Origin of the sequence: Photobacterium sp. GJ3 (assembly GCF_018199995.1) — a bacterium.
In the GTDB taxonomy this organism is placed as follows: Bacteria; Pseudomonadota; Gammaproteobacteria; order Enterobacterales; family Vibrionaceae; genus Photobacterium.
This window is the reverse complement of sequence record NZ_CP073578.1, coordinates 761,802-778,817: the sequence shown is the minus strand read 5'-3', so window position 1 is coordinate 778,817 and position 17,016 is coordinate 761,802. Positions and strand designations below refer to the sequence as shown.

The window sequence follows — 17,016 nt, the reverse complement described above, 5'->3', positions numbered from 1 at the left end:
AGGTTCTCACCCTAAGTTGAGGCTTTTATTGGATTAATCAGCACCGAATAAATCTCGGGTATAGACTTTGTCCGCCACGTCGTGCAGGTCGTCTGCCATTCGGTTCGACACAATCACATCTGACATTGCCTTGAATGCATCCAGATCCCGGATCACCGTGGAATGAAAGAATTCATCATCTTTCAGGACTGGCTCATAAACCACAACTTCCACACCTTTGGCTTTGATGCGTTTCATGATTCCCTGAATGGACGAAGCTCTGAAGTTATCAGAACCGCTTTTCATGATCAGACGATAAATACCAACCACTTTTGGCTTTTTCGCTAATATCGCCTGCGCGATAAAGTCTTTACGGGTACTGTTTGCATCCACAATGGCACGAATGATGTTGTTCGGGACTTTCTGGTAGTTCGCAAGCAACTGCTTGGTATCTTTGGGCAGGCAATAACCGCCGTAACCAAAAGATGGATTGTTGTAGTGATTACCAATCCGCGGATCCAGGCACACCCCTTCAATAATTTCACGGCTGTCCAAGCCATGTGCTGCCGCATAGCTGTCCAGCTCATTGAAGTAAGCTACCCGCATGGCCAGATAAGTATTCGAAAACAACTTCACGGCTTCTGCTTCAGTTGCATGGGTAAAGAGCACCGGAATATCGGCTTTCTCTTTTTTCGCCCCTTCCAGCAGCAAGCCGGCAAAGGTTTTTGCCCGTTCAGACTGCTCACCGACAATAATCCGGGAAGGATAGAGATTGTCATACAACGCCCGACCTTCACGCAGAAATTCTGGTGAAAAGAGAATATTCTCGGTTCCGAATTCAGCTTTAATGCGCTGGGTATAGCCAACCGGGATGGTCGATTTTATCACCATCACTGCATGGGGATTCACCGCCAGAACATCCCGGATCACAGACTCAACCGATGACGTATTAAAATAGTTGGTGACCGGATCGTAATCCGTCGGTGTCGCGATGATGACAAAATCCGCATGACTGTATGCCAGATGTTTGTCGGTTGTCGCCGTTAGATCCAGCGAATGATGTTTGAGGTACTCACTGATTTCTTGATCGACAATCGGTGACAGCCCTTGATTTAACAGGTTTACTTTTTCTTCTACAATATCCAGCGCAATCACCTGATGGTGCTGAGCCAGCAAGACAGCATTCGACAGGCCCACGTAACCTGTTCCCGCGACTGTTATTTTCATTCTCTTTCCTCAAACTCGGTCTTCTTAACACCAATGATAGCCCCAGCTTAGAGGATTGATATGGGATGTAGATGACAAGGCAGGCGCAATCCTGTGAAACTTGCTGTTAAGCTATCTTGGTGTCGTCGCGGAGACTAGAGTATCGGAACACTGCCCGGATGCAAGGAATGACTTAGTCCAGGTTCAGGTTTGCGCAAACTATCACCTTTGCGTCCGGCTTGATTTTACTCAGGCGGCGCGCGAGTGCTTCCTGCGCGGGTCTGTCGCCATGGACCAGACGGATCTCTCTGGGGCCATTTTCGATACCTCTGACAAACCGCAGCAAATCATTTTGATCGGCATGGGCTGAATACCCCGTCATGGTGTGTACCCGGGCCTTCACCTCAATCCGCTGATTTTGAATGATCACTTCATTTGCCCCGTTTTGCAATTCTCGTCCCAGCGTGCCTCTGGCCTGATAGCCAATCAACACCACATCCGTTCTGGGATCCGGCAGCAAAGCTTCCAGATAATTCATGATTCTGCCGCCGGAGCACATGCCGCTGGCCGCGATAATCACCGCCGGTTCCCCGCTGGCTTTGAGACGGTTCACCAAGCCGATGTGATCTTCATGACTGTCGATTTGCGTACACTGCTCAAAATCCAGCGGATGACGGCCACTGTGCACTCTTGCTTTGGCTTCCTGAGTCCATAAGCGTTTAAAGCCCTGATAGGTTTGCGTGATTTTCATTGCTAACGGCGAATCCAGCACAATCGGCAAGGCTGGCCACTGACTTCGCCCCCCGATTTTAGCCTGTTCCTGAACCACGATATTCTCCAGATCAAACAGCACTTCCTGAGTACGGCCCAGACTGAATGCCGGAATTAAAATGGCACCACCATCCTGCAGGGACTGTTCCACAATTGCCTTCAATACCTGCTCCCGATTTTCCACGCCCGGATGCCGTTTATCACCATAGGTGCTTTCAAGCACCAGCACATCCGCATGCGCCGGAGAAACCGGATCCACCAGCAATGGCGTCTGGCTGGGGCCGAGATCCCCGGAAAACACAATCTTCTGTCGATCAGGTAAGGTAAATTCCAGATAAGCCGAGCCCAGAATATGGCCCGCCTGCCGGAACACAAGGCTAACATCCTGACCATCCGGCAGCATAATTTGAGCCCGACAATCAAACGGCACCGGTTTGAGCTGCGATCGAACCAGTCGAATAAAAGCTTCGCATTTCTCGTCACTCAGTCCCAGTTGCAGTTTCAGCCCGTCTTCCAGCATCAGCGGCAGTAAAGATGCAGTGGCTTCCGTGGCATAAATCGGCCCACGAAATCCCGCCGCCAGCAACCAGGGAATCCGGCCAACATGGTCGATATGGCAATGGGTCAGTACCAGTGCTTTTATCGGTTCAACCGGAAAATTAATATCATTGCTGCTCTTAGCTTCTTCGCCCTGAAAAGCCCCGCAGTCAATTAACAGACTGTATTTCCCTAACTGTAATTCGTGGCAGGAACCGGTCACTCCGTCCCTGGCGCCATGGTGTAAAATATTCACCGGACTCCCCTAGTGCTGCTTTTGACTGAAATATGTTCAACAGCATGACAAACTTAATAACAGGTGGAACATTAGCAGCGAAATTGCGCGACTTAATTCACGAAAAACTTCACGGATCCACATCCGTTAATTCCAAAATCCCGACAAATTGACGAAATGGGGGAAAGCACGCCAATAATCTCTCAAAATAACCTTAAAAATCATAAGGCTAAATTTAATCTTTTTTACACAAACTTTCTCTGAGAAAAATTACTCTTCCCGGAAGCACGCCTCATCATTCTTTTCTGAACAGGTTCACGAACATTCTGTAAATACGTGAAACCTGAACGCCTTTAATCCCACCTCATCAAAAAGTTCAGTGAAAGTCGCCGATATTTTAAAAGCCCAAAGAAACATCCGCTTGGCATTGATAAGAAAAACAAGAAAGCTATACCTCAATCACATAGGAGGCCTTTGTCTTTTTCATAAACAATCCAAAGATAATTAAAAATCAGGGCTCATTTATCTTGAATCAGCGCCAGCAGTTCTGCGGTCTTTTCCTGCATCAGCGTCATCTCGCCACGGGATTCAACATTGAGCCGCAAGACAGGTTCAGTGTTGGAAGCCCTGAGGTTAAAGCGCCAGTGTGCAAAGCTCAGGCTGAGGCCATCCGTTGTATCCACAGCCAGTGCATCCGGTTCATAAACATCCAGAACACGATGGAGCGCGGCTTGAGAACTGGCGACTTTCAGGTTGATTTCTCCCGAAGACGGGTACGCCTGAATTCTGGCTGCCACCAGTGACGACAAAGGCTGTTCTTTCTGAGACAGCAGCTGTACGACCAGTAACCAGGGGATCATGCCACTGTCACAGTAGGCAAAATCACGAAAATAATGATGGGCGCTCATTTCTCCGCCGTAAATCGCATCCTCCTGCCGCATCCGTTCTTTAATGAATGCATGGCCGGTTTTCGACTGCACCGCCTGTCCGCCATAAGTCCTGACAATATCCTGAGTGTTCCAGATTAAACGGGGATCATGGATGATTTTTTCTGTGGCAGGCTGTGCCGACTGCTGTAAAAAAGCCTCAGCCAGCAAGCCGACAATATAATACCCTTCGATAAAATCTCCTCGCTCATCAAAGAGGAAACAGCGATCAAAATCGCCATCCCAGGCAATGCCCATATCGGCCTGATGTTCAATCACCGCATGCGCTGTTGCAGCGCGGCATTCGGGCAATAATGGGTTGGGAATCCCGTGAGGGAAAGTACCGTCCGGTTCATGATGAATCTTGATCAATGTCATCGGGATCTGTTGCTGATGCAATGCTGCTTCAAGGGCATCAATCAAGGGTCCAGCCGTGCCATGACCAGCGTTCACCACGAGTTTCATCGGGCGCATCTGTTTTGGCGCGTAGCTTCGCATCAGGAAAGACACATAATCAGCTTGCACCGAATCATGATACAACTTCCCCTGGGCTGCCACAGCCTCAAAGCAGTTGCGTTCGGCCAGTTGCCGGATGGCATGAAGCCCACTGTCACCGCTCACAGGCACCGCACCTGCCCGAACCAGCTTCATGCCATTGTAATTGATGGGATTATGGCTGGCTGTGATTTCAATGCCTCCGTCCACAGCCAGCGTTTGCGCAGCAAAATAGACTTCTTCAGTCCCGGTCAGGCCCAGATCAATGACATCACTGCCACCATCCATCAGCCCTTGTGCCAGTGCCTGTTTTAATGCCGGGGAAGACAAACGCACATCGCCACCAACAGCAACGCATCGCGGGTGAAAGTGCTGAGCAAAAGCCCGCCCGATCCGGTAGGCAATCTCTTCATTGAGCTCTGAACCCAATTCACCGCGAATATCATAGGATTTGAAACATGTCAGGGATTGCATGGCGCCTCCATCGACCCGATTGCCAGTTCATTCATTCCAGCCTGTCGCTTATTGTCTGCCGTACCTGTCTTCAAACCGGACGATGTCGTCTTCTCCCAAATAGCTGCCGGACTGAACTTCAATGATCTCCAGCGGGATCTTGCCCGGGTTCTCCAACGCATGAACCACACCAATGGGAATATAGGTCGACTCGTTTTCACTCAGCAGCCAGGTTTTATCACCCACGGTCACCTGAGCAGTGCCACAAACCACCACCCAATGCTCGGCCCGATGATGATGCATCTGCAAAGACAGCTTCTCTCCGGGGTTGACCGTAATGTGTTTGACCTGATGCCGGGGGCCAACATCAACCTGATCGTATTTTCCCCAGGGCCGGTAAACTTCCCGGTGCAAATCAAATTCAGGCCGCTGTGCTTCCCGAAGCCGGGTGACGATGTCTTTCACATCCTGAACATGCTCTTTCGCAGCAACCAAGACAGCATCTTTGGTTTCAATCACCACCACATCACTCAGCCCAACTGTGGCCACCAGGCGGCCATCTGAGCGGAGATAACAGTTCTGTGTTTGCGCTGTGAGCACATCTCCGATCAACACATTGCCGGAGACATCCTTGCCGCTTTGCGCCCACAACGCCGACCAGGCCCCTAAATCACACCAGCCGGCATCCATGGGAACCATCACCGCCGACGGTGTTTTTTCCATCACGGCGTAATCAATCGATTCTGACGGACACTGCGCAAAAGCCTGCTCATCGATTCGGATAAAATGGTGATCCAATCTTGGGGAGGCGATGGAAGCCTGACAGGCCGCCAGAATGTCGGGACGAAACAGGGACAAGGCCTGCAGATAAACCGAAGCCCGGAATAAGAACATCCCGCTGTTCCAGAAATAATCGCCGCTGACCAGATACTCTCTGGCTGTGGGCAGATCCGGCTTTTCAACAAACTGATCGACAGCATAACCACTGCCGGACGGAGCACCCCGCTTGATATAGCCATAGCCCGTTTCCGGCGATTGCGGCGTGATGCCAAAGGTCACCAGCTGACCGGACGCCGCCAGAGGGATGGCCTGCTCAATGGCTTGCACAAACGCAGGGTCATCAACAATATGATGATCCGCCGCTAACACCAGCAATAAGGGATCATCGCTCTCGTGCACAATAACTCCGGTGTCACTCTGCGCGAGAAGCGCGGACAGCGCAACGGCTGGCGCGGTATTCCGACCATGGGGTTCCAGCACGATCCGGCAATCCCCCTGATGACAAGTTCGCAATTGCTCCGCAGCCAAAAAACGGTGTGCTTCCTGACAGACCACCAAGGGCGCAGCATGATCCAAGTCCGACAAGCGTTGGATGGTTTGCTGCAGCATGGAAAGTGAGGCGTTTGATGCTGTCGGCGGCTTTGAAGCGTGCGCTGGCAGCAGCCGGAGAAATTGCTTGGGATATTGCTCGCGAGACAACGGCCACAGGCGACTGCCTGTCCCCCCGGCTAAAATGACCGGCAAAATCTGCATACGCCTTTCCCCTTCGCAAAAAAGTTCAAGATGCTCGGTACTTCTTTCTCATACCAATCAAAGTAAGTCAGTGGTCAAAAATAGCGCAGGAAAAATGTTTGAGAACAAGGCAGATTTTTTAGATAAGTCGTGATTCTACAATCAAAAAATCTAACGCAGTTATCGAACATTTGAACAAGCGAGGATGACCAGTGATTGACTGCGATTGGTATCAGATATTTGTCTATTTTTATCGCCCGTTCAAGGCAAGTATAGACAAGGGGATTGAAGAGGCGCGGATGAAAAAGTACCACCCGCAACTGTACTGCTGGATACACAGGTGATTTCCCGCAGGTTCAGCCGATCCACTTGAGGTCGTTTTTCCGTTGGGTCTTCAGGTCCGTATAAAAATTCTCATGCGAACCAAGGCTTAAGAGGTAGAGTCTTAATTCGTTATCCACCCAAGAATAACCGAGCAGCAATTCTTGCCTGTTCACCTTGAACTTATGAACGCGTAAGTGTGACAAATCACCTTTCTTTTGCTGCCCGATTTCTGGATTGGCAATAATCTTTTCGATCTCATCTTCAACGATGCTGAGCTGCTTTGTTGGCAGCTTGCTCAAGGCCTTGGTGAAGCGCCTAGCCTCAAAGACCTCAATTTCTCTTTGTTCTTCGCTCATATGGCTTCACCAATCCTTGCTTCACCTCTTCTGTCGCTAATAATGATTCACGGACAAAATCATAAGAGAGGTCTGGGTTCTCCATCATGATTTTACCGATCTTGGCCCAGTACTCTATTTGCATAGGCACAGAGCGATTCTCTGCGATCCCATAAGCCTTGGCTTCGGAAACAAAGTCATCATTTAACCGGACGCTTGTTGCCATTGTTCAATCTCCTATTTAACGATGAATTGAGTATAGACATAGTGACGCACAACGCAATCATTTGTCGCACATTTCGTCATTAATCTTCTATCATGCTCAGCAACATCTGAGGGTTCAGTGCCTGCGTATTATCTTGTCCGGAAAGTACTTTTTCAGCCAGATCACGCTTGTCCCGGTGAAGCTGAATAATTTTTTCTTCAACCGTATTTTCTGTGACTAACCGATAGACGGTCACAGGCCTGCGCTGCCCCATCCGATGGGCGCGATCACTGGCCTGATCTTCAACCGCCGGATTCCACCATGGATCAAGATGAATGACTGTATCTGCTTCTGTCAGATTCAAACCGGTTCCGCCCGCTTTCAGACTGATCAGAAAAACCTGATGTTTGCCGCTTTTAAAGTCCTCAATGGCTTGTTTTCGTTGCTTCGAGGTTGACTGACCATCCAGATAGCTGAAAGACAGGGACGATTGTGCCATCATCCCCGAAAAGCGCTTCAAGAGTTGCACAAACTGGCTGAATACCAGAATCTGATGCCCGCCCTCAAGCGCCTCTGTTACCAGTGTCAGGGCCTCTTTCAATTTACTGCTCTGTTCAGAAAATGAGTCAAACACCAAATTGGCGTCGCAGCACACCTGTCTCAAGCGTGTCAGCGCCGCCAGAACTTCAACCACACCTTGTTGACGCTGCGCCGTTTTAAGCGCATCTTTTCTCACGGCTTCATACGCCGCACTTTCTTTTGCAGACAGGTAAACGGTGTGGGTGATCTCCGTTTTACCCGGCAACTCCTGCAACACCTCTGACTTGGTCCGACGCATGATGAAAGGACTGATCAATGCCTTCAGGCGCATCATGTCCTCCTGGCTTCGATCCGCCTGTCCGTATTTCTGTTTGAAATGCTTTAAAGAGCCCAGTAACCCCGGATTCAAAAATGCAAATTGACTCCATAACTCGGTTAAATGATTTTCGACGGGGGTTCCCGTCAGGGTAAACCGACGCTCAGCTTTCAGACCAAACACCAGTTTCGCGCGTTTTGTCTGCGGATTTTTAATCTGCTGTGCTTCATCCATCACGATGGTTTGCCAGGACACACTCTGAAGCGCTTCCTGACAACGGGTCATTAACCCGTAACTGACCAGCACAATGGTTGATTCGGTCGCAGAGGTAATCGCTTCGCTCCGATCTTGCACCTGCTCCAGATCAACCACGCGTAATTCAGGCGCAAAGCGCTGACATTCGGATTCCCAGTTATGAATCACAGACTTCGGGGCCACAACCAGTGCCGCGCCCAAATGAGCATGATGGCGGATTAAACTGAGTGCCTGCAGGGTTTTCCCCAGCCCCATATCATCCGCAAGACAGGCACCAAAACCATGATGAGACAAATGCGCGGCCCACTGAACGCTGACCTTCTGGTAATCCCGAAGGGGGGCCAGAATATGCGCTGCAATCACAGGCTTTTCAGACCACTTGGCCTGAAGTGCCTGCCAGCCGCTGTCGCCGTCATGGGTCAGAGTTTCCAGTAATTGTTGCAGCGGGTAAGCCATCTGCACATCAACCTGCATCTCTTCATTGAGCAGGCTGTCGAGCATCCGGAGCTGTTGCTGAAGATCATCTTCCAGCAACACGATCAGGCCAGCGCTGTCCTGCTGTATGTACCCTTGCCGGCTGTTCGCAAGCAACATCCGCAAATCTAATTCCAGTGGCTGATCGGATTTGACCTTCCCATTCACAGTAAACCAGTTCTGCTGTTTTTCGATATTCAACGCCAGATCGCGACTGGTCAGCACCTGAACCTGACGGTTTCTCTGACGCCAGTGCACGGGGATGCCTTCCAGCGTGGACAGCTGCTTCACCAATGACATCGCATCATCACCGAATAAATCCCACAGGCACTGCTTGTTCGCCTTCAGACCCAATCGTTTCCGGAGCAACCGTGATGCCTCTTTTTCCTGTTCCAGGTCGCGTGGATACCAAGTGGCATCCGGCCCTGAAATCCAGCTTTCTCCCTGGCCGGATGGCCGGCTCACCCGGTTCGACGCGCCATGCTCAGAGACAACATTCTGATGCTCGATGGCCACGGATAATTTCCCTTGCTGCCAATCCAGCCATAAATGAGGTGCAGGATCCCAACGGCCCGGATCGATACTCCCATCGCCAGACACCGTGCTGTACCACTGCAGGCCCTGTTGCTGCGTCAGGGCATGAAGCAAAGATGGATGATGGCCGAGTTCTAAATGTTCCGGACGAGATTCGATTAAAGACAGCAATGCGGGGGAGATCTCGGTTGTATCCAGAAAACACCACGTGTCATCAAGCAACTGAGCCAGTCGTCTGGGATCAATCTGAGGATACATCTCAATTTTCAAATCAGGCGAAGCATGCAGAATGAGCAGCGGTTTGATGCCATGTAAGCTGATCGGCTCTCCGGCACGGTTCATCAGGTTATCGCAAGCAGACAAGGCTTTTAAAACCGGCAAAGCTCGGGTGCCCTGATGCGCACCAAAGCCACGTCCGCTGCGTTCAAGCTGATGCATGACATGCCAGTCGTGATCTGTCATTAACTCAGCCGCCACTGAATATTGCAGTGAATGTGTCTGGACCAGGCGACCTTTCGTCCAGCCTCTTTTTCCCAAAGCCTGGACTCTTGCCTGAATGATTCCGGTATCCGTACACAATTCCCACGCCAGCCGCTGTGCTGGCGCTGCCTGTGTTTCATGAATCATGAGTTCTGTCAGTTTATTCAGCCAGATATCCTGCAGAGCAGCAGGCTGATAGAACGGCGGTTCATCCTCCGACATGGTTCCGGTCAGGTAACGAAATGCCTGCTGCGCTTTCCATGCCAGCGTACCAGTTGCTTTCTGCGCCAGAATCAACGCCATCATGGGATGGTCCAGAACCTGAGTGACCCACTGCTGATAAAGTGCTGTATTTGTCTGCTGCCATTGGCTGAGGATTAAAACATCCAGCAACAACTTGCCCCAGCACACCCCGGCATCAAAAGCATAAACACTATCCAGCCAGTCATCGACCGAGACAAAATAGTCTTGTTGTTCTTCAAGTGTTGTCGTAATCAGATGCGCAAACTGCTCCCAGACATCATCATGCTGATTCACCCGGAAACGCAGTTGCTCGCGTCGCCGAAAATAAATTTGACTGGCTTCTTCTTTATCTAACAGCGTCATGACGGCAATATCGAGCAACGCCGTAAACGAGTAGGGCGTCAGGTCCTTTTGAAGCACAGTACGGCGATGCAGATAATCACTGTTGTAAGGTTGGCATAAGGGATGCTCTTTGCGTCCCGAAGACTCTCTGAGCCAGAGATCGGCTTGCGGAGACCAGTAATGGGCGCTTTCGTCAGGCGCATCCAGCGAGCGCAACGCCTGCGACACCCAGCCATCATCGTCGGTTGAGTACAGTTGATGTAATAACCAGGCCCATCCCTGCAGGCTTTCGCGAACACGCCCATGCTCAACGGTTGTCAATAATGCCCAAATGTCCGGCAACAGAAGCAACTGCATCAATAAAGCTTCCGCATGCTGGGAGAGCTCCTGAGCGTATCCATTGAATGTTGGCATCCAGCTTAAATCTGCAAGCAGCAGATAAATTTCAAGTTCAGGGCTGGGGTCATCTTCTCCGATCATCAAATCCAGGATGATTCGGTTGTCACCAGCACTCAGCAGGTTTTGGAGTGCAAACTGCAATCCCTTCAGGGTCAATTGCCATCGCTGACCTTCTTTCGCAATCAGTTTGTTTCTATGCAGCACAGCCAGTTCGTTTTCCACGTCTGCTGCTGCATCACGATTAGTTAACTGTATACATAAGCGCTTTGTGGTGATTCGGGGCGAGATGAAGATCTGGACAGACAACTCCTGACTCAAAGATGCGTCAGACTTTAAATATTGCATGCTTGATTCCTGATTCGTCCGTTTGAAAGGATGGAGAAACGAACAATTAAATTTTGACCAGCGAAAATAATGACCAACTATACCATCAAATCACAAGGGACGACCGCCTCGTTTTATCCCCTGCGGTCTGTGGCTGGTCTTCGCAAGAAATTGAACTGAAATAAAGTATTTCACTCAAGCGGTCCTGTAAACGCTTCCTCGGCTGATGAATTCTTGATAGTCTTTGGGCGTTTTGACCACTTTCGGAACGACTCATGGTTGCTGACTTTTTCTTTGTCTTTTTTTCGTCTTTTGCTGCACTTTTTTTACTCCGAAAGGTCGCCAAACGTGTCGGTTTAGTCGACAAGCCTAATGCCAGAAAGCTCCACGAAGGGGCTGTGCCGCTGGTGGGGGGGATTGCCATTTGCATCACCATCGCCCAGTTTCTCTACTATTCTCCCGATATTCTCGATGATGCCGGACTCTATATTTTCTGCATCGCCATTCTGACCCTCGTCGGCGCGCTCGACGATAAATTCGATGTCAGTTTTAAAATCCGGCTGCTGATACAGGCTGTTCTCTCGGTTTGTATGATGTACTTCGCAGGCCTGGAGTTACACACACTGGGCAATATGATTGGTTTCGGTAAGATTGATCTGGGCATGTTTGGCTATGGCGTGACCGTACTGGCTGTGATCGGTGCGATCAATGCCTTCAATATGGTGGATGGTATCGATGGGCTATTAGGCGGGTTGTCGATGGTGACCTTTGGTGGGTTGGGCTTCATGCTGTTTCATGATGGACAAGGCTCCCTGGCTTACCTGTGCACCATCATCATTATTACCATGATCCCCTATATTTTACTCAACCTCGGTGCCTTCGGCCGTCAACGCAAAGTCTTCATGGGCGATGCCGGCAGTATGCTGATTGGCTTTACCGTGATTTGGTTCTTATTACTGGCCAGCCAGAATGGCAGCCGACCGCCTTTACGTCCGGTGACGGCACTCTGGCTGATTGCCGTGCCTTTGATGGATATGGCTGCCATCATGATTCGCCGGGTCAAGCGGGGCGATTCTCCGTTTAAACCGGATCGGGAGCATTTGCATCATATCTTCCAGCGCATGGGACTGAACTCGACGCAAACTCTGATTGCCATTTGTACCATTGCAACCCTGCTCTGCTGTGTCGGTATTTACGGTGAAATTGCGAATGTGCCTGAATACGTGATGTTCTGGTTATTTATCGCCTGTTTTATAGCTTATTTTTTCCTGCTCTCGAAAGCTGAAAAAGTCAAAGTCACAACCAACGCTTAATCCCTCTCAGGCTGCTCGTGCGGTAGCAGCCTGAGCACTTCATATTCATTTCATTGCATTCAAAGCTGGCAGCTTCTCGCAGTTCTTCAATTGATATTTTCATCCGCTTATTCTGTACTTTATTTCAGACGCCATAGTTACCTTTACTATACAAACATTCAAGGCACAGCCTGCGGACCCAGCAATGTCACGATTTAAACTTCCAAACACCAGATCACAGAGAATCCCATTCTTTTTCACATCTCCGGCAGATGTGGGACTGTTGCTGCTTTGGCAACTGGATGCCTGGTTTTGCCAACTCGATGCATTTGACCGGGAAGCCAAACAACTGCGAAGAGAAGACCGTCTCGGTCATTTCAAATAGCCTCGAAAAATCGCATAAAAAAACCCAAGCCGAGGCCTGGGTTCTGAATGCGTCTATCGAGATGAGCGCAATATTTTATTCGGATGTTGCCTGCTCGGCTGGTTTCGCTGTCACTTTGCCAGTCAAACGGTGAATCCAGGTTGTAATCCGCCAGATGTGACAAATCACTGCAAAGTACACCCCGAAGGTCAGCAAGAAACTCAACAACATGACCGTTTCATTGATCTGAGCCAGATCAGACCAGATCCCCACTGCCGCCATGATTGCAGCCAGGCCACAGATCACAACCAGCGTCATGAAAGGCGACAAGCCAATACGCTGACAGATATGGTGCAGGTGCTCGCGATCGGGTTTAAATGGCGACTGGCCTTTGCGGATGCGACGCACCATAATGGTTGCCATGTCCATCAGCGGTAATGCAATCAGCCAGAGTGCTGTCACCGGACGCATCGCACTTTGCTCGCCTGCTTGTGTGGCATCCAACAATAACCAAATGACAGTGAAGCCAATAAAGATGCTGCCCGCATCGCCCATAAACACCTTAAAACGCCGCCCGAGCGGAAAGCCCAGATTTAGCAGAATATAAGGCACCATCGCCGTCACAATCATGGCACAGATGACAAAGAGTTCTGTATTACCAGCCATCCAAAATACATAACCGAGTGCAGCAAAACTAACCGAGGCCAAGCCGCCCAGCAGGCCATCAATGCCGTCGACCATGTTAAAAGCATTGATCGCGCCAATCACAGCCAGAATGGTCAGCACCGTACTGACCGCAACGGGCAACTCCAGCGGGAAATTCCCCAGCATGTAGCCCAGATCGTGCAGGCTTTTCTCCCCGGCAAAAATCATCACCAGAGAAACACAGGCTTGCACCAACAGCCTGAACTTAAAACTGATGTCATAGCGATCATCCACAACACCAACAACGACCAGCACAGTCGCGCAACTTAAATACAGCATTGCATTGTGAGGAAACAGTTCAAACAATGTAAAGGCAATCGCCAGCGTGATAAATATGGAGACACCGCCAACCAACGGAACCACCCCTTTGTGGTGCTTCCGTGCATTGGGTGCATCAACCAGCCCAATCCTTCTCGCAATTTTCCTGCAGATAAACAGGCTGCAAAAGGACATTAGAAAGGCAAATAGGAATGCAGAGGTCATGTTTGGACTCTTTGGTTAAATCACCCCGATCATCGCAGGGTTTTAGGTATTCACTCAGGATACAGCTCGCATGGGTGGCATTAAATCAGCTAAATATGCTTTGAACTCTTCTCCAAGTGCATCGTGACGCAATCCATACTCGATAAATGCCTTCATATATCCCAGCTTATCACCACAGTCATGAGATTTACCCATCATATGAAAAGCTTCTACCATTTCTTCAGTCATCAGCATATCGATGGCATCGGTCAACTGTATTTCATCACCAGCTCCTGGTGGTGTCTTCGCCAATTTGTTCCAAATATTCGCTGAAAGTACGTAACGACCCACGACAGCCAAATTTGATGGTGCTTCATCTATACTCGGTTTTTCAACCATTGCACGCATCTCATGAGATTGCCCTGCTGAAAGTGTTGCACCATAACAATCTACAACACCATATTTAGAAACATCTTGCATCGGAACAGGCTCAACCATAATCTGGCTCGCTGATGTTTCCTCAAAACGCTTCAACATTGCAGCTAAATTTTCTTGGCTTTGATCGGCTGTATATTCATCCAAAATGACATCTGGTAATACGACAGCGAAAGGTTCATCTCCTACTAAAGGTTTAGCGCATAACACAGCATGCCCGAGCCCAAGGGCATTACCTTGACGCACATGCATGATAGTGACATCTTTCGGGCAAATAGATTGAACCTCTTCTAGAAGCTGACGCTTTACACGTTTTTCCAGTGTTGCCTCTAATTCGAATGATGTATCGAAGTGGTTTTCAATCGCATTTTTTGACGAGTGAGTTACCAGCACAATTTCTTTGATTCCTGCAACCACACATTCATTAACAATAAATTGAATCAGCGGTCTATCGACTAACGGCAACATCTCTTTGGGAATTGCTTTTGTTGCAGGTAACATTCGTGTACCCAGTCCTGCTACCGGGATTACAGCTTTACTTATTTTCATAATTTAACATCAGTTATAGGTAGACTCATACTGTTTGGTAATCTCACTCCAAACATACCTTTTTTCTGCAATTTTTTTCATTGAATTAGCATTCCCTAATAATGCTTTTTCATCCTTATTTTCAATCATTAATTTTAACGAATAGCTTGAATCAAAATATTGAGCTTCATTTTCAGTAGAGTAACGATTAAAAACACAATCAAATGCAGCAATCGGCTTATTGAAATGCATCATCTCAACTAGAGATGGATTTGTGCCTCCTGCAGAATGGCCATGAATATAGAGCTGGCATGAGCTTCTTAACTTGAAAAGCTCATCAAGATCATAAATAGGGTCAATCAATTCAATGTTATTTTCTTGTGAGTAATTTACTTTAAGTCTTCTACCATATTCACTAGCATTCCAATTCCCAACAAATTTAATACTTCTTGTACTACCTTGGAATGCTTTTAATATCATCTCAACATTATTCTCCGGTTCAATCCTACATAAAGCCAAACAATAATCACCTTCAGGATACTTGCAAGTAGAGCTAATAGCATGATCTCCTCCATATGGAATAACAATATTATCATTTCCATATTCAAGGTCTACATAATCTCCAATAGCTTTATTATCAGTAATCACAACATTAGAAAACTTAACGGCTAGATACTCAGAAAACTTCAAGAACTTTTTGGCAAACCAACCCCACTTATCTCTTTTCCATTCTAAGCCATCGATATTTGTTACAATTTTTGCTTTTGAAAAAACTTTAAATATAGGCAAAAAAATGCAACCCGATACGCCAAGAATCAAGATAACATCAGGTCTATAACGCAAACATAATAACAACGAAACTATATCATAAATAACACTTTGAATACCGTTTGCTTTAAACGGAATATAAATTAATCTTGCACCGTTATGTTGTTCAATTTTCATATCATATGCTTTTGAAGAACAAAATACGGTATATTTATATGAGTCACTACTGTAGCTAACTAAGTTTTCGACTAAAGATTCGAAACCACCGTAACATCCCGGTAAACCAACAGTACCAACAACAAAAACATTTTTCATAAATCTACTTTATTATCCGAATTAAAATAAATTGCGATCATAAACAACCAAAAAAATCCAAAGCCAATATTTTGGAACAACATTAAATAAAACAGAACGCAAGAAGAAGAAACCGCAAAATGATAGCTATTACTATACTGAAAAAGGAGGTTGTAAAAATACAAGTATAAAACCAAGCTAAGTGCTCCTCCCATATATAAAAATGCAATCAGCTGTGAATCCGGCCAGAAAGTTAACCCAGGACCAACAATACCAATTCCAGTACCGATAGGATTACTGAATACAAAGTTTGCAACTTCGCCCCACTGATAAATTCGTCCCAATGCAGAAAGATCATTAGAAAAATAACTAATAGCAGCAATAGTAATCAAGAAACTCAAAGGAACTGACAAATAAAGCATCGTTCTCTTCAAAGGAAAATCTTTTGATAAGATAAATTTCAAAGAAATAAATAACACTCCAGCGAGGAAAAAAGTTCTAACACCTGTTATGTAAATAGCTACCAAACTTAAAATTAATATTATAGTGCGAAACTTATAGTTATATGTAAGACTATACATAAATACAGAAAGACTTAGAAAACCAATGCCTAAAGTGCTCGTAAAAAAACCAAACGGTCGAATTACATCATCTCTGAAAAAATCCCAATAAAAAAGCTCTAAATTTAAATCATTATAGGCAGAGTAAAACCAAAAGTCCTCTACACTGGAATAGTTTAAATATTGATATAAAGCAAATGTGATGTTTGGTATAAATATAAACGTTATTAAAAATGTCATGTATCGATGAAGGCTTACTTTCCTTCCGCATACTACAAGCGAAAATGAAAGCAATAAAATTGATATATAAGACCTATATCCAACTACAACACTTGATAGATCGTAATGAAGCACCCCATTTAAAGATAACAAAATAACAAATAACAAAACCCAAAGACAAGATTTGTTGATATTTCTATCTTTAATAACCTGAAAAACAGCAATAGAAAATAATAATAATACAAAGAAATCATACAACGCGCTAGTGATGAAAGGCTCGAAGTATGCTAGATTTTCTTTTAATTTTAAGAAAAAGAAATCATAATAGGCAAGAAATATTGTAAATGCACACAGAATTATTGTGAAATTGACTCTTAAAGACATAAACAATATAAACAAACCTGAAATCACACAAAAATATAAAATATCAAATATTTTTAAAAATTCCATATTTAAAAACTTCCCGCGATAAGAATTCAGGACAAACTTTTGCATTACTTCAAT

At 47.0% G+C, this 17,016-nt stretch carries 12 protein-coding genes; 1 reads left to right on the top strand and 11 read right to left on the bottom strand.

Annotated features, from left to right (window positions below; translation table 11 throughout):
• Positions 1–33: 33 nt before the first annotated feature.
• From KDD30_RS03515 to KDD30_RS03485, 7 genes are all read right to left on the bottom strand, one after another.
• The gene (locus tag KDD30_RS03515) at positions 34–1,206 is read right to left on the bottom strand and encodes a nucleotide sugar dehydrogenase (RefSeq protein ID WP_211647418.1); all 1,173 of its coding nucleotides are present in this window, start codon (positions 1,204–1,206) and stop codon (positions 34–36) included.
• A 172-nt stretch (positions 1,207–1,378) separates the two neighbouring features.
• Complete coding sequence (locus KDD30_RS03510; RefSeq protein WP_211647417.1) at positions 1,379–2,749, bottom strand: MBL fold metallo-hydrolase RNA specificity domain-containing protein; 1,371 nt, start codon at positions 2,747–2,749, stop codon at positions 1,379–1,381.
• A 497-nt stretch (positions 2,750–3,246) separates the two neighbouring features.
• A complete protein-coding gene (locus KDD30_RS03505) occupies positions 3,247–4,623 on the bottom strand; it encodes a phosphomannomutase CpsG (RefSeq protein ID WP_211647416.1) in 1,377 nt (458 codons plus the stop codon).
• Positions 4,624–4,671: 48 nt separating this feature from the next.
• Complete coding sequence (locus KDD30_RS03500; RefSeq protein WP_211647415.1) at positions 4,672–6,135, bottom strand: mannose-1-phosphate guanylyltransferase/mannose-6-phosphate isomerase; 1,464 nt, start codon at positions 6,133–6,135, stop codon at positions 4,672–4,674.
• 335 nt (positions 6,136–6,470) lie between these two features.
• On the bottom strand, positions 6,471–6,794 hold the full coding sequence (locus KDD30_RS03495; RefSeq protein WP_211647414.1) for a type II toxin-antitoxin system RelE/ParE family toxin: 324 nt from the start codon (positions 6,792–6,794) through the stop codon (positions 6,471–6,473).
• The gene (locus tag KDD30_RS03490; RefSeq protein ID WP_211647413.1) at positions 6,769–6,999 is read right to left on the bottom strand and encodes a hypothetical protein; all 231 of its coding nucleotides are present in this window, start codon (positions 6,997–6,999) and stop codon (positions 6,769–6,771) included. Before KDD30_RS03490 ends, KDD30_RS03495 begins: the two co-directional genes overlap by 26 nt.
• Positions 7,000–7,078: 79 nt before the next feature.
• Entirely contained in the window at positions 7,079–10,906 is a 3,828-nt protein-coding gene (locus KDD30_RS03485; RefSeq protein ID WP_211647412.1) for a DEAD/DEAH box helicase, read from the bottom strand.
• 254 nt (positions 10,907–11,160) lie between these two features.
• Between KDD30_RS03485 and wecA (KDD30_RS03480) the strand changes: the two genes are divergently transcribed.
• Entirely contained in the window at positions 11,161–12,198 is a 1,038-nt protein-coding gene (wecA, locus tag KDD30_RS03480; protein ID WP_211647411.1) for a UDP-N-acetylglucosamine--undecaprenyl-phosphate N-acetylglucosaminephosphotransferase, read from the top strand.
• Positions 12,199–12,637: 439 nt separating this feature from the next.
• Here wecA (KDD30_RS03480) and wecA (KDD30_RS03475) read toward each other — a convergent pair whose 3' ends face one another.
• Genes wecA (KDD30_RS03475) through KDD30_RS03460 form a run of 4 tightly spaced genes read right to left on the bottom strand, consistent with a single transcriptional unit; the run spans position 12,638 to position 17,007 of the window.
• Entirely contained in the window at positions 12,638–13,729 is a 1,092-nt protein-coding gene (gene wecA / locus KDD30_RS03475; protein ID WP_211647410.1) for a UDP-N-acetylglucosamine--undecaprenyl-phosphate N-acetylglucosaminephosphotransferase, read from the bottom strand.
• Between the two features lie 54 nt (positions 13,730–13,783).
• Positions 13,784–14,692 (bottom strand): UTP--glucose-1-phosphate uridylyltransferase GalU, encoded by a 909-nt coding sequence (gene galU, locus KDD30_RS03470; protein WP_211647409.1) that lies wholly within the window; start codon positions 14,690–14,692, stop codon positions 13,784–13,786.
• A 9-nt stretch (positions 14,693–14,701) separates the two neighbouring features.
• Positions 14,702–15,754: a DUF1972 domain-containing protein gene (locus KDD30_RS03465; RefSeq protein WP_211647408.1), complete on the bottom strand. Its 1,053-nt coding sequence runs from the start codon at positions 15,752–15,754 to the stop codon at positions 14,702–14,704.
• Entirely contained in the window at positions 15,751–17,007 is a 1,257-nt protein-coding gene (locus KDD30_RS03460) for a hypothetical protein (RefSeq protein ID WP_211647407.1), read from the bottom strand. Before KDD30_RS03460 ends, KDD30_RS03465 begins: the two co-directional genes overlap by 4 nt.
• Positions 17,008–17,016 lie beyond the last annotated feature (9 nt).